The 21,947-nt window shown below is 65.7% G+C and carries 20 protein-coding genes and 2 pseudogenes; 11 read left to right on the top strand and 11 right to left on the bottom strand.

The window, feature by feature from the left end; all coding sequences use genetic code 11:
• Positions 1–155: 155 nt before the first annotated feature.
• Positions 156–992: pseudogene (locus tag FAZ95_RS06825) on the bottom strand (LysR family transcriptional regulator); the annotation flags it as partial.
• Between FAZ95_RS06825 and FAZ95_RS06820 the strand changes: the two are divergent.
• Positions 987–2,285: pseudogene (locus tag FAZ95_RS06820) on the top strand (MFS transporter); the annotation flags it as partial. The pseudogenes FAZ95_RS06825 and FAZ95_RS06820 overlap by 6 nt on opposite strands.
• 93 nt (positions 2,286–2,378) lie before the next feature.
• Positions 2,379–2,885, top strand: a complete 507-nt coding sequence (locus FAZ95_RS06815) for a GNAT family N-acetyltransferase (protein WP_137331750.1) — start codon at positions 2,379–2,381, stop codon at positions 2,883–2,885.
• A 33-nt stretch (positions 2,886–2,918) separates the two neighbouring features.
• Here FAZ95_RS06815 and FAZ95_RS06810 read toward each other — a convergent pair whose 3' ends face one another.
• The 3 genes from FAZ95_RS06810 to FAZ95_RS06800 form a co-directional block, all read right to left on the bottom strand.
• Positions 2,919–4,238 (bottom strand): Nramp family divalent metal transporter, encoded by a 1,320-nt coding sequence (locus FAZ95_RS06810; protein WP_137331749.1) that lies wholly within the window; start codon positions 4,236–4,238, stop codon positions 2,919–2,921.
• A 149-nt stretch (positions 4,239–4,387) separates the two neighbouring features.
• Positions 4,388–5,110 carry a YceH family protein gene (locus tag FAZ95_RS06805; protein ID WP_137331748.1) on the bottom strand — a complete coding sequence of 241 codons (723 nt, stop codon included), beginning with the start codon at positions 5,108–5,110 and terminating at the stop codon, positions 4,388–4,390.
• A 39-nt stretch (positions 5,111–5,149) separates the two neighbouring features.
• The gene (locus FAZ95_RS06800; RefSeq protein WP_137331747.1) at positions 5,150–6,079 is read right to left on the bottom strand and encodes a LysR substrate-binding domain-containing protein; all 930 of its coding nucleotides are present in this window, start codon (positions 6,077–6,079) and stop codon (positions 5,150–5,152) included.
• 234 nt (positions 6,080–6,313) lie between these two features.
• Between FAZ95_RS06800 and FAZ95_RS06795 the strand changes: the two genes are divergently transcribed.
• Positions 6,314–7,438, top strand: coding sequence for a succinylglutamate desuccinylase/aspartoacylase family protein (locus FAZ95_RS06795; RefSeq protein WP_137334451.1), 1,125 nt, complete (start codon positions 6,314–6,316; stop codon positions 7,436–7,438).
• 37 nt (positions 7,439–7,475) lie between these two features.
• Here the strand turns inward: FAZ95_RS06795 and FAZ95_RS06790 are convergent, their stop codons facing one another.
• The 5 genes from FAZ95_RS06790 to FAZ95_RS06770 all read right to left on the bottom strand — a co-directional run bounded on the left by FAZ95_RS06790 (position 7,476) and on the right by FAZ95_RS06770 (position 14,006).
• On the bottom strand, positions 7,476–8,330 hold the full coding sequence (locus tag FAZ95_RS06790) for a carbohydrate ABC transporter permease (protein WP_137331746.1): 855 nt from the start codon (positions 8,328–8,330) through the stop codon (positions 7,476–7,478).
• A gap of 10 nt (positions 8,331–8,340) precedes the next feature.
• Entirely contained in the window at positions 8,341–9,333 is a 993-nt protein-coding gene (locus FAZ95_RS06785) for a carbohydrate ABC transporter permease (protein ID WP_254699826.1), read from the bottom strand.
• An 85-nt stretch (positions 9,334–9,418) separates the two neighbouring features.
• Entirely contained in the window at positions 9,419–10,672 is a 1,254-nt protein-coding gene (locus FAZ95_RS06780; protein ID WP_137331745.1) for an ABC transporter substrate-binding protein, read from the bottom strand.
• A 112-nt stretch (positions 10,673–10,784) separates the two neighbouring features.
• On the bottom strand, positions 10,785–12,779 hold the full coding sequence (locus tag FAZ95_RS06775) for a beta-galactosidase (protein ID WP_137331744.1): 1,995 nt from the start codon (positions 12,777–12,779) through the stop codon (positions 10,785–10,787).
• A gap of 54 nt (positions 12,780–12,833) precedes the next feature.
• A complete protein-coding gene (locus tag FAZ95_RS06770; RefSeq protein WP_137331743.1) occupies positions 12,834–14,006 on the bottom strand; it encodes an ABC transporter ATP-binding protein in 1,173 nt (390 codons plus the stop codon).
• 193 nt (positions 14,007–14,199) lie between these two features.
• Here FAZ95_RS06770 and FAZ95_RS06765 point away from each other — a divergent pair, with 193 nt between their 5' ends.
• Complete coding sequence (locus tag FAZ95_RS06765) at positions 14,200–15,237, top strand: LacI family DNA-binding transcriptional regulator (protein WP_137331742.1); 1,038 nt, start codon at positions 14,200–14,202, stop codon at positions 15,235–15,237.
• Between the two features lie 2 nt (positions 15,238–15,239).
• On the opposite strand, the gene FAZ95_RS06760 is transcribed toward FAZ95_RS06765, so the two are convergent.
• Both FAZ95_RS06760 and FAZ95_RS06755 read right to left on the bottom strand, forming a co-directional pair.
• The gene (locus tag FAZ95_RS06760; protein WP_137331741.1) at positions 15,240–15,860 is read right to left on the bottom strand and encodes a Pr6Pr family membrane protein; all 621 of its coding nucleotides are present in this window, start codon (positions 15,858–15,860) and stop codon (positions 15,240–15,242) included.
• Positions 15,861–15,891: 31 nt separating this feature from the next.
• A complete protein-coding gene (locus FAZ95_RS06755) occupies positions 15,892–16,305 on the bottom strand; it encodes a VOC family protein (protein ID WP_137331740.1) in 414 nt (137 codons plus the stop codon).
• A 103-nt stretch (positions 16,306–16,408) separates the two neighbouring features.
• On the opposite strand from FAZ95_RS06755, the gene FAZ95_RS06750 reads away from it, so the two are divergent.
• The 7 genes from FAZ95_RS06750 to FAZ95_RS06720 all read left to right on the top strand — a co-directional run bounded on the left by FAZ95_RS06750 (position 16,409) and on the right by FAZ95_RS06720 (position 21,941).
• Complete coding sequence (locus FAZ95_RS06750) at positions 16,409–17,347, top strand: LysR family transcriptional regulator (RefSeq protein ID WP_137331739.1); 939 nt, start codon at positions 16,409–16,411, stop codon at positions 17,345–17,347.
• Positions 17,348–17,443: 96 nt separating this feature from the next.
• Positions 17,444–19,084 carry a sensor histidine kinase gene (locus tag FAZ95_RS06745; protein ID WP_137331738.1) on the top strand — a complete coding sequence of 547 codons (1,641 nt, stop codon included), beginning with the start codon at positions 17,444–17,446 and terminating at the stop codon, positions 19,082–19,084.
• A 204-nt stretch (positions 19,085–19,288) separates the two neighbouring features.
• Positions 19,289–19,567, top strand: coding sequence for a hypothetical protein (locus FAZ95_RS06740; RefSeq protein ID WP_254699825.1), 279 nt, complete (start codon positions 19,289–19,291; stop codon positions 19,565–19,567).
• 63 nt (positions 19,568–19,630) lie between these two features.
• Complete coding sequence (flhD, locus tag FAZ95_RS06735) at positions 19,631–19,951, top strand: flagellar transcriptional regulator FlhD (protein ID WP_137331737.1); 321 nt, start codon at positions 19,631–19,633, stop codon at positions 19,949–19,951.
• On the top strand, positions 19,948–20,523 hold the full coding sequence (flhC, locus tag FAZ95_RS06730; RefSeq protein WP_137331736.1) for a flagellar transcriptional regulator FlhC: 576 nt from the start codon (positions 19,948–19,950) through the stop codon (positions 20,521–20,523). Before flhD ends, flhC begins: the two co-directional genes overlap by 4 nt.
• Before the next feature lie 198 nt (positions 20,524–20,721).
• Positions 20,722–21,375: a response regulator gene (locus FAZ95_RS06725; RefSeq protein WP_137331735.1), complete on the top strand. Its 654-nt coding sequence runs from the start codon at positions 20,722–20,724 to the stop codon at positions 21,373–21,375.
• Between the two features lie 197 nt (positions 21,376–21,572).
• Complete coding sequence (locus FAZ95_RS06720; RefSeq protein WP_175425529.1) at positions 21,573–21,941, top strand: response regulator; 369 nt, start codon at positions 21,573–21,575, stop codon at positions 21,939–21,941.
• Positions 21,942–21,947 lie beyond the last annotated feature (6 nt).

Raw genomic sequence — 21,947 nt, 5'->3', positions numbered from 1 at the left:
ATGGCTAAAGGATAGGCGTTGAAACGAACGGTAAAAATCCCTGAGTCGACAAGAGACCTTTTCATCTCCCGAAAGAATGTCCGCCGCGCCAGCGCGCTGACAGGTTCGCGCCATCCGGCGGCTCGATACCGTGCTCTGGCGCACGGGAAGGCCGGTCAACCGGTAATCATGGGCGGGATCGCGGCCACCAGCGCATCGATCGCGTAGCGGGTTTTGAGCGGCAAATAGCGCGTTTGCGGCCAGACCACATGGATCTCCTGCGGCGGCCGGATGCAGCGCTCCATGACCGCCACCAGTTCGCCGCTTTGAACGTAGTGGTTAAGCAGCCAGCACGGCAGGCTGGCGAGCCCCAGACCGGCAATGGCGGCATCGACGATCGCCTGCACGTCGTCGAGGCTCAGTTGCGGCTCGACATTCACGCGCTCGACCTTGCCGTCCGGGCCGCAGACGTCCCACGGCACCATCACGCCGGCTCGCGAGTACGCGATCGCCTGGTGCCGGGCGAGGTCTTCGACGCGCGTGGGCATGCCGTGGCGCGCGAGATACGACGGCGCGGCCGCGATGCTGCCGTACTGCTCGCCGAGGCGCCGCGCCGCGAGACTCGCGCTGTCGCGCAGCTTGCCGATGCGCACCGCGAGGTCGAAGCCCTCTTCGACCAGATCCACCATGCGGTCGGTGATCGAGATGTCGATCTTCAATTGCGGATGCTTGCGCGCGAGGTCTTGCAGCACCGGCGCCACGCAGTGGTGGCCGAAGGCGAGCGGCACGCTCACGCGCAAGCGGCCGCGCGGCTCGCGCCGGCCGCTGTCGAGATCGGCCTGTGCCGCGTCCAGCTCGGCGAGCGCACGCACGCAGCGGTCGTAGTAGACCTGGCCGTCTTCGGTGAGGCTTTGGCTGCGCGTCGTGCGATTGATGAGGCGTACGCCCAGGCGCTTTTCGAGGCGCGTCACCACCTTGCCCACCGCCGAGCGCGTCATGCTCAAGCGCTCTGCGGTCTCGCGCCAAGCGTGCCGATGCTGATCGCCGCCCGCTTTCTGCAAGGTGCGAGCGGCGGCGCGATGCTGATTTGCCAGGTCGCCGTGCTCTCGCATCAGTTTCAGGAAGGACCGGAACGCGCCAAGGCGTTCAGCGCGTGGGGCATCATCCTCGGAATCGGTTTGGGCTTCGGGCCGATCGTCGGCGGTGCGATCGTCGCGCTGTCGAACTGGCAGTGGGTCTTCCTCGTGCACGTCGCGATCGCCGCGCTGACGCTCTTTCTCGTGTTCAACGGCGTGGAGGAGTCGCGCGATCCGCAGGCCGACACGCTCGATATCGCCGGTATCGTCACGCTTTCGCTGTCGGTCTTCGGCCTTGCCTACTTCATCACGCAAGGTTCGGACTTCGGGTTCGCAAGCACCAAGGGTATCGCCATGGCGGCCGCGATCATGGCCGGCTTCGCCGCCTTTGTCTTGGCAGAAAAACTGAGCGCGCGGCCGATGTTCGATTTCTCCGTCTTCAGGGTCCGCAAGTTCTCGGGCGCGCTGATGGGCTCGATGGGCATGAACTTCAGCTTCTGGCCGTTCATGATCTATTTGCCGATCTACTTCCAGATCGGCCTCGGCTACGACAGCGTCGCCGCCGGCCTCGCGCTGCTCGCCTATACGCTGCCGACGCTCGTGTTTCCGCCGCTTGGCGAGCGTCTTGTGCTCCGCTACGGTCCCGGCTTCGTGATTCCGTTCGGCCTGTTCACGATCGGCCTCGGCTTCGTGCTGATGAAGTTCGGCAGCGGCGCTGCGCATGCCAGCGGCTGGACGATGCTGCCCGGCTGTTTCGTGGCGGGCGCCGGGCTCGGCCTGACCAACACGCCGACCACCAACACCACGACGGGCTCCGTTTCGAGCGAGCGCGCGGGCATGGCGTCCGGCATCGACATGAGCGCGCGGATGATCACGCTCGCCGTCAATATCGCGCTGATGGGGCTGATTCTCGTCGCGGGCATCCTCTTCGATTTGAAGGCGCGCTTCGCGGGGCAGCTCGAGGTCACGGCGCTCAGCCGTCTCGCGGAGCAAGTTGCCGCTGGCAACGTCGCCGCTGTCGCGCAAGGGCTGCCGGAGTTGTCGCGGCTCGATCCGTCCGGCACCGCGCTGCATGATGCACTCGTGCACGGCTTCGGCTGGGTAATGACGTATGGCGGAATCGGTGCGTGGGTGTTGGCTGCGATGAGCGTCGTGCTGTTTGGAGGTGTGTCGAGCAAGAGCGCGAAGGCAGCGGCGCAGACTCAGTGCGTGCGTTGCGATTCGCCCTGACGATCACCCAATCTTCTTGGGCCGCTCGTTTGCCAAGCGGCACGCCGGTCGGGTATTGTGGGGTCCTTTCTAATCGCTCCCAATACCCCCCGCATGGTAACGATCCGAACACTCGCCACCGGTGACGCCAGCCGCTTCAAAGCGATACGCGTGCTCGCCGCGACCACTTCTCCGACCTCTATCCTGCCCACCCGCGCCGAAGAGGAGCGCCGATCGATCGACGAGATCTCGACGCGTATCGAATGCACGCCCACGCAAGCGGTATTCGGCGCGTTCGACGGAGACGCGCTTGTCGGCATCACCGGCGTGCGCCGCGAAGCCTTGGCGCAGGCGAGCCACACGGCGACGATTTGGGGCGTCTTTGTCGATCCGGTGCAGCGCGGCAAGGGCCTCGCACGCGCGCTGTTGAATGCCGCGACGTCGCACGCCTCCCAAGGCTGGAATTGCGCGCAATTGATTCTGTGCGTCAACGCGGAAAACGCCCCAGCCAAGCAGCTTTATCTGTCGATGGGCTTTACGACCTTCGGTGTCGAACCAAGAGCCATGCAGGTAGACGGACGGTTCTACGACGAAGAGCACATGATCAAAAAACTGCGTTGACCGCCTGACCCTCACGTCACGTAAGGTCTTAGCCTAACTAGGCAACCCCGGAATATTCACCCCAAACGTCTGCAGCACGAGAATCACGTTCAGCGCCAACACCCCGGCCGCGGCGGCAATCGCCGTCGTGGCCAGCAGCACCGAGCTGCGGTGCTCGCCCATCACGTTGCGCCGGCAGCTGAACCACACCAGCGCCGCCATCGGAAACGGCAGCGCCAGACTCAGCACGACCTGGCTGACGACGAGCGCGCGCGTCGCGTTCACGCCCATCGCCACGACCACGATGCTTGGCACCATCGTGATGACGCGCCGCAGCCAGAGCGGAATCTGAAAACCGACGAAGCCCTGCATGATCATCTGCCCCGCCATGGTCCCGACGACCGAGCTCGAAATGCCCGAGGCGATCAGCGCGAGCAGAAAGATCCCCGCCGCCCCGATGCCGAGCAGCGGTGCGAGCGTGTGATACGCCGCCTGAATCTCGGCGACCTCCGGATGTCCCGCATGAAACGCGGCCGACGCCATGATCACCATCGCCATGTTGATAAGCCCGGCGACCGTCAGCGCGATCACGACTTCGATATCGGAGAACTTGACGAGCTTGCGCTGCTCGTCGGGCGTATGCGCGATCGCACGGTTCTGCGTCAGCCCCGAGTGGAGAAACAGCGCGTGCGGCATCACCGTCGCGCCGATGATGCCGACCGCGATCATCACCGCGTCGGAGTCGGGCAAATGGGGCGAGAACGTGCCGCCGAGCACGCCATGCCACGCCACCTTCGTGATGAACAGCTCGGCCAGATACGAAAACCCGATGACGCCGACCAGCGCGCCGATCGCGAGCTCGAGCGGCCGAAAGCCCGCCTTCTCGAACAAGAGCAGCACATAGGTGACGATCGCCGTGACGATCATGCCGGCGACGAGCGGCACATGAAACAGCAGCGAGAGGCCGATCGCGCCGCCGAGGAATTCGGCGAGATCGGTCGCCATGGCGGCGATTTCGCTCACGCCCCACATCAAGAGCACGAGGGGCATCGGGAAGTACGCGCGGCACAGCTCGGCGAGGTTCTTGCCGGTGACGATGCCGAGCTTCGCCGAGAGCGATTGGAACAGCATCGCGACGATGTTCGCGAGCAGCACGACCCACAAGAGCGCGTAGCCGTAGCGCGCGCCCGCCTGGATGTTGGTCGCGAAGTTGCCCGGGTCCATGTAGGCGACAGACACGACGACGGCGGGCCCCGCCAGCGGCACGATCATCGCCAGGCCCTTGCGGCGCCCTTCGAGCACTTCCCGAATCGCGTGCCTCGTGCGCGCCGTTATCGTCGACGGCGCCGCGTCGCCGCGAACGCGTTCATCCATTCTTCACCCGTGCAGTTGCGCGCGACACGCCGGGCGGAGTCCGCGTGACCCCGTCCGCGCCGCATCGCGGATCTATGAAAGCATAGCGTTTGCCGAGGTTTTTTTCCCGGCGCGTGAAAGCGCGCCGGACGTGCCGCGCTTGCCGAGCGCTACGAGCGCTCGCCGATCTTGTCGAGCGAGATGCCCAACTCGGCGGCCATGTGCTCGACGAGCGCCTGCAGCCGCTCCACTTCGCCCGCCAGGCGCTTTTGCTCGCTCTTCAGCGCGTCGAATTCATCGATCGAGATCGCCGCGTCGGCGACGCCGCCCGGCGCCGCATCGCCGGCGCCCAGGCTCAAGGGTGCGCTGACCTCGCCGCACAGCAGATGCGCCCAGCGGCTTTCGCGCTCGCCCGGCGCGCGCGGCAGCTTGACGACGAGCGGCGGCTCGCGCGCCGCGAGCTCCTCCAGAAACGCCTCGGCCGACGACGCGTCGGCGAACCCATGCAAGCGCGCCGAATTCAGCCGCAGCTCGGCCGCGGTCTGCGGACCGCGCAGCATCAGCACCGTCAGCAACGCGGCGGCCTGGCTCGGAATGCCGAGCACGCGGTTCAGGTTGTGCTCGAAGCGCGGCACGCGGCTGCTGCTGCCTTCGAACACCAGGCTCAGGTGCTTGAGATCTTCGATCGCGTTGAGCACTTCGGCGTCGGTCACGTTCATCACCGGCGCGCGCGCCGTCTTCTGGTTGCAGCCCGACGTGAGCGAGTTGAGCGACAGCGGGTACGTATCGGGCACCGTGTGCTGCTTTTCGACCAGCACGCCCACCACGCGCGCCTCCAGCGGGCTCAGGATGCGAATCGATCGCGGCGGGGAAACTTCGGGAGTGGAATTCATAGGTCTCGTGCGGGCTCGCAGGTCAAATCGTGGGTTGAATCATGAGGCTGAGTCGTGGGGTTTGATCATACGCGCGTACGAAGCGATCATCGTCGCGAGTTCCTGCGCGGCGGGCGTGAGCGGCACGCTCGCGCGCTGCAGCACGCAAACGTTCGACGGCGCCGCGCGCTCGGCGATCGCGATCGACGCGAGCGCGCCCCCAAACAAACGGTGCCGCGTGACGATCGACGGCTCCAGCGACAGCCAGTCCGTCTCGACGACGAGGTGCAGCGTGTCGAGCAGCGCCTCGGTCGTCGCGACGATGCGCGGCGGCGGCAGGCCGTTCCTCCCGAACAGGTCGATCAGCCGGTTCGCGGGCGCGTTCGATGCATTCGGCGCTCGCGTGCCGATCCACTCGCAGCCGGCGAGTTCGGCAAGCGAGCGCGCGTGGCGCAGCGGGTGATCGCGCCGGCACACCACGACCGGATCGGACGCGTACAGCGTCGTCACGGCGAGGTCGTGCGTGTCGGTGTTCGGCGCGACGAGCGCGACCGCGAAATCGAGCGTGCCGTCGCGCAGCCACGAGATCATCTTGCGCGACGTGCCGCTCATCAGATGCACCCGCACTTTGTCGAAGCGCGCGCGGTATTGCGTGAGGACGGGCGCGAGCGTGTCGATCATCGGCTCGGTGCTCATGCCGAACGACACGCTGCCCTCGTAGTCGCCGCGCAGCTGCCGCATCTCCTCTTCGGTGCGCTCGCACTCGCCGAGAATCGAGCCCGCGCGCGCGAGCAGCCGCTCGCCGTAGACGGTGAGCGCGATGCCGCGATTCGTGCGCGTGAAAAGCGGCGCGCCGAGTTCCAGTTCGAGATTCTGCAGTTGCTGGGTGACGCTGCTCTGCGCAAGGTCGAGCGCGCGTGCCGCGCCGCGCAGGCTACCGTGCTTGGCGACGGCCGAGAAGATCCGCAATTGGGCGAGGGTCAGGGCCATGGGCGGGCAGTCCGGGGCAATGGTGAGGTGAACGCGGGGTGATCGGTAAAAGCGATCATGATAGCCGCGCCAGCACTTCGCGGCGGCACAGCGGCGCTCTACGATGGCGCACGAATATATCGATTTCAATCCGTACGGCGATTGATCCGCGCTTGATCTACGGTTGATTCCCGACCGATCGAGCACGCCGTGCGACACTCGCCGGCGCTCCCGTTACTCCACCCTCACCCGCTCATGCACACGCGCTCGACCTTTCTGATCTCCCCCGCCATCGGCACGCGCCGCGAACTGACCAGCTTTCACTTCGGCCCCGAAGCCACAGCCGCAGGCGTCGAAAAGATCTACATCCAATCGACGCTGCACGCCGACGAAATTCCCGCGATGCTCACCGTCGTGATGCTCAGGCGGCGCCTGACCGAACTCGAAGCCGCCGGGGCGCTCACCGCGCAGATCGTGCTGGTGCCGGTCGCGAACCCTGTCGGGCTCGCGCAACATGTGCTCGGCCAGTTCGTCGGCCGCTTCGATCTGGCAAGCGGGCGCAACTTCAACCGGCACTTCCCGTCGTTCGACGGCCTCGCGGAAAAAATCGAAGGCGCGCTCGGCAACGATCCCAAGCAAAACGTCGCCACCGTGCGCCGGCTGATGCGCGAGTCGCTCGCGCAGCACACGCCGCGCACCGAATTCGAATCGCTGCAGCGCGCGCTCCTCGATTTGTCGCTCGACGCCGACGTCGTGATCGATCTGCACTGCTCGCTCGAAGCGACGCTGCATCTCTACACGAGCGATGCGGCATGGCCGCAGTTCGAATCGCTCGCGCGCTATATGGGCGCGCAGGCGTCGCTGATCTCGACCGATTCCGGCGGCCAGGCGTTCGACGAGGCCCACAGCCTGCCGTGGTGGACGCTGCAGCAGACGCTCGCCGACCCCGCACTGCTGCCGCCGGGCACGATCGCCGCGACGATCGAATGCCGCGGGCAGCGCGACGTCACATACGAGACCGCCGCGCACGACGCCGACGCCATCGTCGACTTCCTGCGCGCACACGGCGCCGTGCGCGGCGAGGCGAAGCCCATGCCGCCGCTCCTTCGCGAGCCGACGCCGCTGGCCGGCAGCGAGCAGTGCTATGCGCCCGTCTCCGGCATCCTCGTGCATCGCGCGGCGACCGGCGACCTGATCCGCGCGGGCGACGCGCTCTTCGACATCGTCGACCCGCTGACCGACGAGACGACGACGGTGCGCAGCAACACCGAAGGCGTGCTCTACATGCGGCGCGCGATTCGCTTCGTCACGGCCGGCGCGCCGCTCGGGCGCGTCACGGGCATTCGGCCGATCCGCACCGGCGTGCTGCTCGGCGCGTGAGCGCAACGCGTTGGCGCGACAATCGCGCCAACGCCCGCTACCCCTTGCTCGCCCCGAACGTGAGCCCGGCGACGAAATGCTTCTGCATCGCAAAGAACATCGCGACAGAAGGCAGCGCCGCCAGAATGGAACCCGCCGACACCAGATTCCACGCGGTCGTCCACTCCCCTTTGAGCGCCGCGACGCCGACCGTGAGCGGCGCGGCGTCGTCGCCTTGCGTCAAGCACAGCGCCCAGAAGTAGTCGTTCCAGACGAACGTGAACACGAGGATCGTGAGCGCCGCGAGCGCCGGGCGGATCAGCGGCAGGATGATCCGGACGAATACGGTCCATTCGCCCGCGCCTTCGATGCGCGCGGCCTCGATCAGCTCGAACGGCAGCTGCTTGATGAAGTTGCGCAAGAAGAGCGCGCAGAAGCCCGTCTGAAACGACACGTGAAACAGGATCAGCGCGCTTAGCGTATTGAACAATCCGAGTTGCAGCGACAAGTCGCGCACCGGGATCATCAGCACCTGCACCGGCACGAAGTTGCCCGCGACGAAGGTCGCGAACAACGCCGTGTTGCCGCGAAACCGGTAGGTGGCAAGCGCAAAGCCTGCCATCGAGGCAAGCGCGATCGAGCCGATCACCGAAGGCACGGTGATCAGCACGCTGTTGAAGAAGTAGTGAAGCATCGGCGAGGTCGTCAGCGCCTCGCGGTAGTTGTCGATCAGCGCGAAATGCTTCGGCCATCCCCAGTAGTTGCCCTCCGCCAGTTCCTCGGTCGAACGCACCGAGGTGACGAGCACCGCGATCATCGGCAGCAGCCAGATCACGAGCGCGATGGGCAGGCTCAATTTGTAGAGGCGCCGGGTTACCGGGCTCTTCCATTGCTCGACGGGCATCGGATACATATCGGCTCCTCTATTGCTCGGTGCGCAGCATCCGCCGCAGGTGGTACACGATATAAACCAGCATGATCGCGAACAGCACGACCGCGATGGCCGCCGAGTAGCCGAGCCGGAAGTACTTGATGGCCTGGTCGTACATGTAATACGCGAGCACCGTCGAGCTTTCGAACGGGCCGCCTCCGGTCATCACCGAAATCAAATCGAAGCTGCGCAGCGCGCCGATCACCGTCACGACGATCGCCATGAACGTGGTCGGCCGCAATTGCGGCAGCACGACATGCCACAGCAGCGCCCAACCGCGCGCGCCTTCCATGCGCGCGGCTTCGAGCTGTTCCGCGTTCAGCGTCGTGAGCCCCGTCAGATAGAGAATCATGCAGTACGCCGTCTGCGGCCAGAGCGCGGCGAACACGATGCCGAAGGTCGCGTAGCGGGCGTCGCCGAGCACCGGGATGCCGTGTCCGAGCATCATCGCCAAGAGGCCGAACGTCGGGTCGTAGAACCACGTGAAGATCAATCCGACCACGACGCCCGACAGCACGAACGGCGCGAAAAACAGCGATTTGACGAACCGGATGCCGCGCACGGCCTGGTTCAGATAGAGCGCCACCGCCAGCCCCATCGGCGGCGCGAGCAGGAACAGGAAGAGCCAGATCACATTGTTCTTGAGCGCCGTATAGAACGTGCGCGCGTGAACCAGCTCGACGTAGTTCGCGAGGCCGACGAAGGCCGGCGGCGTCATCCCGTCCCAGTTGTAGAAGCTGATGCGAATGGTCGAGAGAATCGGCCAGATCACATAGAGACCGACCATCACGCACGCGGGCGCGAGAAACAGGAGCGCCGCGCGCTGCTGCCGGCGCGAAGTCGGCGAGGCGCGCCGGCGGCGCGCGCTCGCCTGAGTCGCACGACTCGCGTTCTGCCCGTTCGCCGCTGCCTGCGATTCGAGCGCCCCGCTTGCGCTCGCCTCCGGCAACGCGTGCGCGGTGTGATGGGTAATGGTGTGTGGCACGGCCAATCTCCCGATCGATCCTGAGCGAACGCGGCGGCTCGCGAAAACGCGCGGCCGCCTGCGCTCGGGGCTGATCACTTCTGGATCACTTCTGGTAAATCCGCTTGCGCGTCTCTTCGAGCTGCGCGAGCACGTCGTCGATCTTGGTCGGATCGGCGACGAACTGCTGCATGCCCTTCATGCCTTCGTCGGCCATTTCCTTCGTCATGTCGCGATCGTAGAACTGCGCGATGCCGCCCTTCGTGTTCGAGAGGATCTGGAAGCCGATCTTCGCAACCGGGTCATCCGGCTCGGGCGACTTGCTGTTCGCCGACAGCGATCCCATCCCGATCGCGATCCGCGAGCCGATTTCCGGCGACTCGACGAACGCGAGGAAGGTGCGGGCGTCGGCCTTGTTTTTCGCCTTCGTCGGAATATTCAGCGTTTCCACCGGACCATCCTCGGCGGTCGGCACGCTCGTATTGATGATCGGGAACTGGAAGTAGCCCATCTCCTGCTTCACGTTCGCCGGGAAGCCCCCGGAGATGAAGGTGCCCATCAGCATCATCGCGGCCTTGCCTTGGAACAGGAACGGCTGCGCGGCGTCGAGATCGTACGAGAGCGAGTTGTCGATGAAGTAGCCGTCGTCGATCAATTGCTTCCACGTCGTGTAGACCTTCTTCACGCGCGGGTCCGTGTACGCGATGTCGCCCGCCATCAGTTGCTGATGGAACGCGTTGCCGTTCAGACGCAAGTCGAGATAGTCGAACCAGCCGGCGAGCGTCCACGCGTCGCGCCCGCCGACCGCGATCGGCGTGATGCCCGCGGCCTTCAGCTTCTTGCACGCATCCATGAACTGGTCCCACGATTTCGGCTCGCTCGCGATGCCGACCTTCTGGAACAAGTCCTTGCGATAGAACAGGCCCCACGAGTAGTAGAACGTCGGCGCCGCGTACTGCTTGCCGTTATACGACGACGCTTCCTTCGTCGACGCATACATGCCGTCCCAGCCGTTCTTCTTCCAGTCGCCGGAGAGGTCGTCGAAGAGACCGCGCTTCGCGTAGTACGCCATGCGCTCGCCGTCGTGCCAGTTCACCACGTCGGGCGAGACCGTCGTGAGCCAGCCGGGCAACTGCACCTTGTACGCCTCTTCGTCGATGAACGAGACTTTGACGTCGATGCCGGGATGGGCCTTCTCGAACGAATCGATCACCGACTGCCACACCGCGCGCTGGCTTGCACCCTTGAACGCGATGTTGACCGAGAGCGTGCTGGCATCGGCGGTGCCGGCCGTCGACATCGCGACGGCCGCCGCAGCCAATGCGACGGCGGTGAAGATACTGCGTGGTTTCAAAGTCATGCGTGTCTCCTTGTCATTGGACTGGCGTCGTTTTCGTCGGTAAGTCGATACATCGATACGTCGGCACTGCGTGGTTGGGCGTTTGTCGTCGGTTCGAACCTCAGTTCGATCCTCAGTTCGATCGATAGACAGCCACGCCCTGGGGTTCGATTTCAGGCGAGCCGATCACGTAGCGCTCGGCCGCGATGCCTGCGTGCTGATAGACCTTCTCGCCGTAGTTGAAGACGTAGGTCAGCGCACCGCGCCGGCTGATCCGCACGCCGTACGCCAGCGGCGCCGCCACGAGCCCGGCTTCGTGGGCAATGTGCGCGAAGAGGCGCTGAGTCAGTGCGTCGTCGAACAAGCCCGCGAGGTAGTGAAATGCGCCGCTCTTCACGTAAGCAGGATGGCCATCGGTGAACTGCGCGCGCACTTCGAGCGCGCGCGTTTTGGTGGGCTCGATCAGATCGCGCCAGTGGCGCGCGACGCCGTCGCTCGTGCCTTGCGCGCTGCCGTTAAAGCGCACCGGCGCGGACACGTTCGGCCGCATCGATTCGACGCGCCACACGCGCATCGGCAACACCGAGCCCAACGCGCCCGGCGGCAGGTTCGCGGGGATCTGCAGGTCGACGGTTTTCGAGCCCGTGCGCGGTCCGATCACGACTTGCGCACCCGAGCGCGCGAGGCGCTCCGCGAAATCGTCGGGCACGACCGGCAGCGGCGGCACCACGATCAAGCGATAGCCGTCGAGCGGCGCATGCGCGGAGACGATATCGACATCGAAGCCCAGCGCGCGCAACGCCGAGTAGTACTCGAAAGCGAAACGCGGATAGTGGAAGTCGTCGCCTTGCGGATGAATCTCGAAGAGCCACTTCGCTTCGTAATCGTAGACGAGCGCAACTTGAGCTCGCACGTTCGCATCGGCGTCGGCCTTGGCGTCCGCATCGGCGGCGAGCACGCTGCGCAGTTCGGCGGCCAGCTGCTCCGCTTCGCGGCCGCCGACATCGAGCTGGTTGTCGGGCGTATTCAAGCCCGCGTGCATCTGCTCTTGCGCGAACGGCGCCTGGCGCCAACGGAAATACGACACGCAGCCCGCGCCGTGCGCGAACGCCTCCCAGCTCCAGAGCCGCACCATGCCCGGCAGCGGCGACGGGTTCCAGCTCGCCCAGTTGACCGGCCCCGGCTGCTGCTCCATCACCCAGAACGGCAGCTTCGACATGCCGCGATAGACGTCGTGATTGAACGACGCGAAATCGGGGTGCCCGGTGCGCAGCCACTTCGCCTTCACCTCGGGCGCGAACCACAGCTCTTCGAGCGCGCCGAGCGGATAGCTGTCCCATGCGGCGACGTCGAGATCGGCCGCCACCTTGTAGTGATCGAACTCCGTGAAAAGCTGCATGAAGTTGTGCGCGATCGGCCGCCCCGGCGAATGCGCGCGGATGATCTCGACCTGCATGCGGTTGTAGCGCGCGACTTCGTCCGACGCGAAGCGCCGGTAGTCGAGCCGGTGCGACGGGTGCGCTTCCGTGACGGTCGCAACCGGCGCGTCGACCTCGTCGAAGCTGCGGTACTCCATGCTCCAGAACACCGTGCCCCAGGCGCGATTGAGCGCATCGATCGTGCCGTAGCGCGCCTTGAGCCATTCGCGAAAGCGCGCGATCGCCGCGGGCGAATAGCTGACCACCGTCTGATGGCAGCCGAATTCGTTATCGGTCTGCCAGTACGCGACCGCGGGGTGCTTGCCGTAGCGCTCGGCCACCGCCGTGCAAATGCGCTGCGAGGCCTCGTAATACGACGGCGACGAAAAATCGTAGTGACGGCGCGAGCCGAACGCGCGCGGCCGGCCGTCGGCGCCCACGGGCAGGATGTCCGGATGGCGGTCGATCAGCCACTTCGGCGGCGTGGCGGTCGGCGTGCACATCACGACTTTGAGACCGGCGTTGCCGAGCACGTCGACCGCGCGATCGAGCCAGGCCCAGTCGTATTCGCCAGGCGTCGGCTCCATGCGGCTCCACGCGAATTCGGCGATCCGCACCTGCTCGATGCCGAGTGCTTTCATGCGCCGGGCGTCGTCTTCCCACAGCGCTTCCGGCCAGTGTTCGGGGTAGTAGCAGACTCCGAGGCGCATCTAAGGTCCTTTGTGTTGGGGTCTTTGTGTTGGGGTGATTGAGGCGCGGCCGGTTCAGGCGTGAAGCTCGAGCGGTTCGAGCGCGGCGACCGCAAAGCCGTCTTCGGTAAACAGATGGCAGGCCGTGGACGGCGCGAACAAGCGCACCCCATCGCCCTGCTTCAAGCGCGTGTCGCCGGGCGCCTTCGCGATCAGCGCCGCGCCGCCGGGCTGATCCAGATGCACGTAGCTGTGCTCGCCGAGCTGCTCGACGAGCGAGACGGTGCGTGTGAGCACCGCGCATTCGGGCTGCGCGCGATAGGTCGCCTCCGCGCTCGCGTCGTCGGCGAGTTCGAGATGCTCGGGGCGCACGCCGAGCGTGACGGGCTGACCGGGGCGCAAGGGCTCGCCGTCGACTGCGACGCGCACCGCCTCGCCCGTGTCCGCGAGCGTGACCATGACACCGCGTCCATCGCTCGACGCCACCTTCGCGGGCAGGAAGTTCATGCGAGGCGCGCCGATGAAGCCTGCGACGAAGCGGCTTTTCGGCCGGTGATACAGCTCGAGCGGCGCGCCGATCTGCGCAATGCTGCCGTAGCGCTCGGTGTCCTTGCCGGAATGCAGGAGCACGATCTTGTCGGCGAGCGTCATCGCTTCGATCTGGTCGTGCGTGACATAGACGACACTCGCCTTCGCGAACTGCTTGTGCAGACGCGCGATCTCGACGCGGGTCTGGCCGCGCAGCGTGGCATCGAGATTGGAAAGCGGCTCGTCGAACAGGAACACGCCGGGCTCGCGCACGATCGCGCGGCCGATCGCGACGCGCTGGCGCTGGCCGCCCGAGAGCGCCTTCGGACGCCGTTCGAGCAGCGCTTCGAGCTGCAGGATGCGCGCGGCTTCGCGCACGCGGCGGTCGATCTCGTCCTTCGGCTTCTTGGCGAGCTTGAGGCCGAACGCCATGTTCTCGAAGACGGTCATGTGAGGAAACAGCGCGTAGCTCTGGAACACCATCGCCACGCCCCGCTCCGCGGCGGGCACGTCGTTGACGAGCTTGCCGCCGATCGAGAGGTCGCCGTCGGTCACGTCCTCCAGACCGGCGATCATGCGCAGCAAGGTCGACTTGCCGCAGCCCGACGGCCCGAGGAACACACAGAACTCGTTCTCGCCGATCTCCAGATCGACGTTGCGAATCACCGGCGGCCCGTCGCCATACGCCTTTTGCACGCCTCTCAACGAAATGCTCGCCATCGCCTCGTCTCCGTGATCTAATCGGCACGCAATCGGAGATTAAGCGCTTAATCAGCCAGACCGAAAAAAGCGATCGCGTGGCGATCGTGATTTGCGGCGTCTCCGATGTCGTTCTGTCTATGGGGCCGATAGTGCCGCGTCATATCGCAGGATGCAAATGATGAACTGTCAGCCTAAATAGTGAGATAAACCGATGCCCACGCTCAGCGAAGTCGCCCGCCATGCCGGCGTCACCGCCGCCACGGTGTCGAACGTGTTGCGCGGCCGCGGCAGGGTCGGCGAAGAAACGCGGCTGCGCGTGCTCGACGCCGTGAAGGCGCTCGGCTACCGCCCTCACCTCGCGGCGCGCGCGCTGGCCGAAGGCCGCGCGCCGACCATCGCGCTGATGGTGTCGAGCATCGCCAACCCGTTCTATCCGGAGTTCGCGCTCGCAGTCGAACGCGCGGCGCGCGAGAGCGGCCATTTCGTGATCGTCTGCAATACGAACGAAGATCCGGCGACGGGCCGCGCCTACCTCGAGCAGATCGCGGGGACGCTCTCCGAAGGCGTGCTCGTGACGAACGCCAATCTCGACTTCGCCGATCTGCACAAGACCGAAGCGCGCGGCGCGCCGGTCGTGCTGTGCATGTGGGAGCGTCCGCAGGAACCGCCGGGGCTGCATTGCGTCGCGGTCGATTTCAGGCTGGCGGGCGAGCTGGCGGGCACGCATCTCGTCGAGCTGGGGCATCGGCGGATCGGCGCGATCGTCGGCAGCAAGGTGTCGGGGATTCATGCCGCGCGCTACCAGGGCTTCCTCGATGCGATGACGCAGGCGGGGCTCGACGCGCCCGAATCGCACTTGCGCCGCGCGCCCGACACCGTGCAAGGCGGCTACGCCGCGACGCGCGCGCTGCTCGAGGCAGAGCCGGGGATCACCGCGATCTTCGCGTCGAACGATCTGCCCGCGCTCGGCGCGCTCCACGCGGCGGCGGATCTGGGGCGGCAGGTGCCGCGCGATCTGTCGGTGGTCGGCATCACGGACATTCAGCCGGCGCGCGAAGCGCGTCCCGCGCTGACGACCGTGGCGGTGCCGACGGCCGAAGCCGCGGAGCTAGCGGTGGGGCTATTGAGGGAGTTGCTGGCCGCGTCGCCGGATTATGTCGGCGCGGCGGAATCGGCGCCGCGTGTGTGCACCACCTCGGCGCCGAAGCTCATCGTGCGAAGTTCGACTGGCCCCGCGCGGGCGCAGTGAGCTCAAGCGTTCGAGCTTGCCGTGCGCCGCACGTTCGCCGACCACATAATCGCCGCGATCAACGGGAGGGAACCCGCGACGATCCCGAGCAGATATTCGAACACGAAGCCGTAGCCATTGCGCTGCGGATTGAGAAACGAATACGGATACCAGTCGACGAACGGCCCGCGGACCAGCGTGTAGGTCACATAGGCGATCGGAAAGATCAGCAGCATCCACGCCTCACGGAGGCGCAGGCGCGTGCGCGGCGGGTCGATCAGCCAGTCCGCGACCATGGCCAGCGGCATGATCCGATGCAGCACCCAGTTGTTGAACGACGGCGTCGCATGCGTGAGCGCATCGATCGGCGCGAGCAGCAACGCGTAGACGATGGCGGTCACCAGCAGGTACAGCGTCGCGGCCGCGCGAAGCATGTCGGCCGTGCGCGACGCGGACTGGCCGCTCCTGAATACACCGGCCAGCAACACCGCCGACGCAAACAGATTGCTGATGTTCGTGAAGTAGCTGAAGTAGTTGGACAGCGTGAAGGCCGGGCTGTCCCACTTGGCGACGATGCCGTTGGCGATGGCGGCCCAAATGAACAAGACGCAGACGAGACGGGCGCTCGAAATCAGCACGCGCATGGGAGGGACAAGTGGAGTGGGTTCGCCCGCATTATCCCCGAAAGTCCCGCTCGAAGAAGCGATCGAGCCGGGTCACGAACTCGATGACGACGCCCGGCCCCAGCGCGACGAACACCTGCCGCTCTCCTGTCAGCGGCACCTCGGCGACTTCAAACGGAACGCAGTTCAAATGCAGACGTTCGATCAACGCACGCCACGCGTGGCCATCGCCGACGCGAAACGCGACGTGGTCCATGCGCGGCGCGGGACGGCCTTGAAGCGCGCCTTCGAACGACGGCACGGTCGCTTCGACGAGGTGAATGACGGGCCGCCCGTCGGCATAGAGCCAATGGCCGTCGACGCCGAACGGCGGCCGCCGTCCCTCCGTCAGACCCGCGACCGCGCAGAAAAAGTGCCGCGCGGCTTCGAGATCCTTCGTAACGATCGTGGCGTGATCGAGCTTCATGAGGTGGCGGTGATGAACGGGACTTGTCCACATTCTCCAGGCCACGCTGCCGATTGATAATTGGCGTAGGCTTTGAATCAATTTCAAACAAAACGGAAAACTCGTGGACAACCTGGGCGACATCCGGCTTTTTGTCGAAGCGGCGAATCTCGGCGGACTTTCGGCGGCAGGCCGCAAGCTCGGCCTCTCCCCCGCGGCGGCGAGCGCGCGCCTCGTCAAACTCGAGGCAGCGCTGCACACGCGGCTCTTCGAGCGCACGACGCGTCAGTTGCGGCTCACCGAGGAAGGCAGGATGTACCTCTCGCACTGCCAGCAGGCACTGCAGGCGCTCGACGACGCGCATGCCGCACTGCAGGCCGGCAGCAGCGTCGTGCGCGGCAAGGTGCGCGTTTCGGCGACGTCCGACTTCGGCCGTCACGTCCTCAAGGGTTGGCTCGACGAGTTCAACCGGCAGTATCCCGAGGTCACGTTCGGGCTCGTGCTGTCCGATTCGGTTTCGAATCTGCTGCAGGACGATCTCGATCTGGCGATCCGCTTCGGCGTGCCGCCCGATAGCGCGCTCGTCGCGCGGCACCTCGCGCCGAACCGGCGCGTGCTGTGCGCGTCGCCGGACTATCTCGCGAAACACGGCGCGCCCGAGCACCCGCGCGACCTCGAACGGTTCCCCTGCATCGTGCTCGCCTTGGCCAACAGCTACGTCAACGAATGGCGCTTCACGCTAGGCGAGCACCGGGAAACGTTTACGGTGCCCCTGGCGACGGCCCGCGAAACCAACGACGGCGCCGTTGCCCGCGAATGGGCCGTGGCGGGCTATGGCATCGCGATGAAGTCGATCTGGGACATCGGCGCCGATCTGCGCGCCGGCCGCTTGAGCGTGGTGATGCCCGAATGGCGCTCTCCCGATGCGCCCGTGCACGCGATCTATCAACGCAACCGCTACATGGCGCCGCGCGTGCGTACGTTGCTCGACTTTCTGATCGAGCGCTTCAATGCCATGTCCGGCGAGCTGGACGCGTATTTGAATCCGTCGCTCATCCGCTGACCCGGTAGTACACTTCCCGCACCAAGCTCTGCACCTACTTCCAAAACGCCGCTCGCCCTTCGCGGCAATCGAACAAGCGGTGAAGTGAGGTCAAGAATGGAACAGCTCGCCAGCTATTCGGGGATGCCTGGCAACGACGCCGGACGCGAATTCGCGCCAGGCAATCGGATGTTCCTGTCGACCGTGCCAGCCGGACCCGGCGAACGGCGGCTCGCGCTCACGCTGATGCTCGTGAGCGTGGCTGCGTTTCTCGTCGCCGTTCCGTTTGCCAAGCGCGAGTGGCCGGTCATCTGGGCATTCATCCCGACCTACGAATCGGCGCTCGTGGTGACCGATTCGATCACCTCGATGCTGCTCTTCGGGCAGTTCTATTCACTGAGATCCCAGCGCCTTCTCGCGCTCGCCTGCGGCTATCTCTTCACGGCCGGCATGACGGTCGCGCACGCGCTCTCGTTTCCCGGCCTCTTCGCGCCCGGCGGCCTGATCGGCGCGGGCCCGCAGAGCACGGCGTGGATCTACATGTTCTGGCACGCCGGGTTTCCGTTGTTCGTGATCGCCTATGCGCTGCTCAAGGGGGAGCGGATCGATGACGGCCCGCTCGCCCGGATGCTGGAAATCGCGCCGCGCCGCGCGATCCTGCTGTGCGCGGCGATCGTGCTCGCGCTCGTGCTCGGGTTTGCGGCCTTTGCAACCGCGGGCCGCGCGATGCTGCCCGACTTGCTGCACGACGGCCGCTTCACGCCTGTCTATCGCGTGGCGATCGCGCTCGTCTGGGCGACCAGCCTCGCCGCGTTCCTCGTGCTGCTGCGCTACGGCACGCGCTCGACGCTCGACATGTGGCTGCGCGTCGTGCTGTGCGCCTGGATGATCGACATCGCGCTCGCCGCGATGCTCAACCACGGCCGCTTCGACCTCGGGTTCTACGTCGGCCGGATCTACGGCCTGATCTCCGCGAGCTTCGTGCTGGTGGTGCTGCTCGTCGAAAGCGGCATGCTCTACGCGCGGCTCGCGGCGCTCACGCGGCGCGACCTGCAGGAGCGCATGCGCGTGAAGGAACTCGAGCATCTGGGCCTGCTGTCGGCCGGCATTCAGGCGGCGCGCGAAGAGGAACAGAAGCGCATCGCCCGCGAGCTGCACGACGATCTCGGCCAGCGCCTGACCGCCATCAAGATCGACCTCACGATGTTCGAAGCCGATCTGCAGGACCGCGCGATGTCGCCCGAACTCCGCGCGCAGGCGCAGTCGATGCAATCGCTGATCGACGAAACGGTGACCTCGGTGCGGCGTATCGCGGCCGGCCTGCGGCCCGTCGCGCTCGACGACCTCGGCCTCGTGCCGGCACTCGAATGGCTCGCGCGCGATTTCGAAACCCGCTATGGCATCCCCGTTCTGCTCGACTTCCCCACGGGTGAGCCGAGCTTCAACTCCGGCGCGTCGACTGCGGTGTTCCGCATCGTGCAGGAAGCGCTGACGAACGTCGCGCGTCATGCGCAGGCCACTCAAGTGCACGTTCAGGCGACGCTCGTCGACGACGCGTGGCGCGTGATCGTCGCCGACAACGGCCGCGGCATCGCCGCCGATGCGCCGCGCAAGGACACATCGTTCGGCTTGCTCGGCATTCGCGAACGCGTGCGCCTCCTGAACGGCACGGCCGCCATCGAAACCGCGCCGGGCCAGGGCCTGCGCCTGACGGTCGATCTCCCGCTCGCCGCCGTCAGCGACGACAGCCCCGCGTAAACCCGCCTGTCCCTCTACCCACCGTCCGCCGCGTTGTAGGAAATCGCCTATAGGCATTCCAGTAAGCCTACGCAAACTCAAGCCATCGCCGATTTTCATTCCTCCGGACGTGACCAATACTTCGGTCACAAATCGTCATACATGAGCGCGATATCCGAGCGCCATACCTGAGAGACGCAGTCCGCACACTACCGGGGGTTCGCCATGACATGCCTTTACTACAACGACGCCATTCAAGAGCGTCATCACACCAGCGGCCAGCAAGCGAGCGCTGCCGCTTTCGTGCCGGCGACGTCTACGCCGGCCGCGCCTAAGCCGACCGAGCCCAAGCATGCGCTCGACATCGTCGCCCTCGCCCGCGGCGTGGGCATGCTGATCACGCTCGATGGCTGCATCGGCAATGCGCAATATCAAAGCGTATTCGGGTCGCTGACGTCGCTCGAGCGTTTCGCTCAAGCCGTCCGCGAATCCGTGGCCGCGTAAGCGGACCGTCACGGCACGCCGCGAGCCCTCCCTTTGCGGCGCCACCTATCGGGGGAAAAGGAAATGAACCAAAGCGAGCACCCGCTGGATTCGATTCGAGAACTGAACTTGTCGTACATGCTCCTCGCGCAGCGGCTGTTGCGCGACGACAAGGCGATCGGCATGTATCGCCTCGGCATCTCGGCAGAAGTGGCGGACATCCTGAAGAACCTGTCGCCGGCGCAGATCGTCAAGATCGCCGCGACGCAACATTTACTGTGCTTTTTCCGCTTCAAGGACTACACGATCCTCTCGTCGCTCACGCACGCGGCCAAGAACGCGGACGTGATTCCGGCGCACGCCGCCATCGTGCTCGCCGCGCAGCCCGCCGAGGTCTTCGCATGAAACCGTCCGCCGCCAATGCCGCGAAGAAAAGCGTCGCCGAGGACGCCCAGCAGGTCCTGCGCGCCATCGAGCTGATCGAGCTGGGCGCACGCATGCAGGTGCTGGAAACCGAGCTGACGCTGCCGCGCGAGCGCATGATCCGCCTCTATCACGAGCTCAAGGGCAAGGCGCCGCCGCGCGGCCTGCTGCCCTCGTCGGCGGACTGGTACATGACGTGGCTCGCGAACATCCACTCGTCGCTCTTCTATAACGCGTACCTGTTCATGCGCCACGACGCGGGCGAGACCCACCTCGACGCCTTGACCAAGGCGTACCGCGTCTACGTCGAGCACTGCCGGACGGCGGGTGCCGAGCGGCTGCTCGATCTGACGCGCGCCTGGACGCTCGTGCGCTTCTTCGGCGCCGACATCGTGCAGATGGCCCCGTGCAGCCGTTGCCGCGGCAAATTCGTCGCCTACAAATACGACCTCTGCGACGGCATGGTGTGCGGCGCCTGCTGCCCGCCGCCGCGCGCCGGCAAGACCTCGAAGGCGGCCGCAGCGCGCGCCGCCGAGACGCCGGAAATCGCCTGAGCGCGGCGGCGCATTCGCCCTATAGCCCTATTCAGCTCCATTGAGCCCGCTTCAGCCCATTTGCGCCCGCTGACGCGCCTCGCCGGATCTGCGTGCAATTCCTGCTCGCCAAGCGCATTCGTATGATGGAAAATTGTTGCTCCTACGCTACCGACGCGACCGCCACACCGGATGCGATCGCGACAAAGGAGCCTTGCAATGATCCGCGTCTTGCTCGCCGACGACCACGCCCTCGTTCGCGATGGTTTGCGCCGCATCCTGCAAAGCACGTCCGACGTGGCCGTGGTCGGCGAGGCCGCCGATGCCGCCACGACCCTGCAGCTCGCGCGCAAGGGCGACGCCCAGATCCTCGTGCTCGATCTGTCGATGCCTGGCCGTAACGGGCTCGAGCTCCTCAAGCAAATTCACGAAGAAATGCCCGCGCTGCGCATCCTCGTGCTCACCATGCACGCCGAGGAGCAGTACGCGGTGCGTGCGTTCAAGGCCGGCGCCGCGGGCTATCTGACCAAGGAAAGCGCGCCCACCGAGCTCGTCAAGGCCGTGACGCGAATCGCCTCGGGCAACGCCTACGTGAGCGTCGCGATGGCCGAGCGCTTCGCGCTGAACCTCTCCACGCCGCCCGACGAAGCGCCGCATCACAAGTTGTCCGACCGCGAATACGACGTGTTCCGGCGGCTCGTCGCCGGGGAAACGATTTCGGAAATCGCCGACAAGCTCTGCGTGAGCGCGAAAACCGTCAGCACGTACAAGACCCGCATCCTCGAGAAAATGCAGATTCCGCACGATGCAGGGCTCGTGCGCTACGCGATCAAGAACAAGCTGTTCGAAGACGAGGAAAGCGGCGAGTTGTGATTCGGGCCGAATGCATCGAACGAATCGAACGAGCCAAACGCCGGGACGAGCACTTGAGGGGCGCTTTCAAGCGCGCTTGTAGGAATCGGCGTACAAGCCTTCCCTCCGTCCTACAGGACTCTTATCCATCGCTGATTTCGCAAGCCTGGTCCGCGCGCCATACTGGTTGCATGAAATCGACGAGCGCGAGCCCCCCCGTGAAAGTGTTTTTGGTCGAGGACTCCGAGATGATTCGGCGGCGCCTGCGAAAGCTCGTGGGCGCGATCGACGGCGTGCTGATCGTCGGCGAAGCCGAGGATTCGGACACAGCGCTCGACGGCATTGCCGAGGCCGCCGCGGATATCGCGATCGTCGACTTGCATCTCGCCAGGGGCAGCGGGCTCGCGCTTTTGAAGAAGCTCGCCGAGCGCGCATCGCCGGTGGTGTCGATCGTGGTGACCAACAACCCCAGACCCGAATACAAGCACGAATGCCTGGCTGCAGGGGCGCAGCATTTCTTCGACAAGTCGACCGAACTCGATCTCGTTCGGCGCACGATCCGGGCGATCGTCGAGGCGCGGGGGTAGTCGCTA

It is taken from the genome of Trinickia violacea (genome assembly GCF_005280735.1).
Lineage (GTDB): Bacteria > Pseudomonadota > Gammaproteobacteria > Burkholderiales > Burkholderiaceae > Trinickia_A > Trinickia_A violacea.
This window is presented reverse-complemented; position numbering and strand designations above follow the sequence as displayed.

What these genes read in the sequence shown, in the direction of transcription:
- FAZ95_RS06765 (WP_137331742.1), top strand. Translation starts at nt 14,200, where the DNA reads ATGCCCACGCTCAGCGAAGTCGCCCGCCATGCCGGCGTCACCGCCGCC.
- FAZ95_RS06770 (WP_137331743.1), bottom strand. Translation starts at nt 14,006, where the DNA reads ATGGCGAGCATTTCGTTGAGAGGCGTGCAAAAGGCGTATGGCGACGGG.
- FAZ95_RS06780 (WP_137331745.1), bottom strand. Translation starts at nt 10,672, where the DNA reads ATGACTTTGAAACCACGCAGTATCTTCACCGCCGTCGCATTGGCTGCG.
- FAZ95_RS06795 (WP_137334451.1), top strand. Translation starts at nt 6,314, where the DNA reads ATGCACACGCGCTCGACCTTTCTGATCTCCCCCGCCATCGGCACGCGC.
- FAZ95_RS06805 (WP_137331748.1), bottom strand. Translation starts at nt 5,110, where the DNA reads ATGAATTCCACTCCCGAAGTTTCCCCGCCGCGATCGATTCGCATCCTG.
- flhD (WP_137331737.1), top strand. Translation starts at nt 19,631, where the DNA reads ATGAACCAAAGCGAGCACCCGCTGGATTCGATTCGAGAACTGAACTTG.
- FAZ95_RS06760 (WP_137331741.1), bottom strand. Translation starts at nt 15,860, where the DNA reads ATGCGCGTGCTGATTTCGAGCGCCCGTCTCGTCTGCGTCTTGTTCATT.
- FAZ95_RS06745 (WP_137331738.1), top strand. Translation starts at nt 17,444, where the DNA reads ATGGAACAGCTCGCCAGCTATTCGGGGATGCCTGGCAACGACGCCGGA.
- FAZ95_RS06815 (WP_137331750.1), top strand. Translation starts at nt 2,379, where the DNA reads ATGGTAACGATCCGAACACTCGCCACCGGTGACGCCAGCCGCTTCAAA.
- FAZ95_RS06775 (WP_137331744.1), bottom strand. Translation starts at nt 12,779, where the DNA reads ATGCGCCTCGGAGTCTGCTACTACCCCGAACACTGGCCGGAAGCGCTG.
- FAZ95_RS06810 (WP_137331749.1), bottom strand. Translation starts at nt 4,238, where the DNA reads ATGGATGAACGCGTTCGCGGCGACGCGGCGCCGTCGACGATAACGGCG.
- FAZ95_RS06725 (WP_137331735.1), top strand. Translation starts at nt 20,722, where the DNA reads ATGATCCGCGTCTTGCTCGCCGACGACCACGCCCTCGTTCGCGATGGT.
- flhC (WP_137331736.1), top strand. Translation starts at nt 19,948, where the DNA reads ATGAAACCGTCCGCCGCCAATGCCGCGAAGAAAAGCGTCGCCGAGGAC.
- FAZ95_RS06740 (WP_254699825.1), top strand. Translation starts at nt 19,289, where the DNA reads ATGACATGCCTTTACTACAACGACGCCATTCAAGAGCGTCATCACACC.
- FAZ95_RS06755 (WP_137331740.1), bottom strand. Translation starts at nt 16,305, where the DNA reads ATGAAGCTCGATCACGCCACGATCGTTACGAAGGATCTCGAAGCCGCG.
- FAZ95_RS06790 (WP_137331746.1), bottom strand. Translation starts at nt 8,330, where the DNA reads ATGTATCCGATGCCCGTCGAGCAATGGAAGAGCCCGGTAACCCGGCGC.
- FAZ95_RS06800 (WP_137331747.1), bottom strand. Translation starts at nt 6,079, where the DNA reads ATGGCCCTGACCCTCGCCCAATTGCGGATCTTCTCGGCCGTCGCCAAG.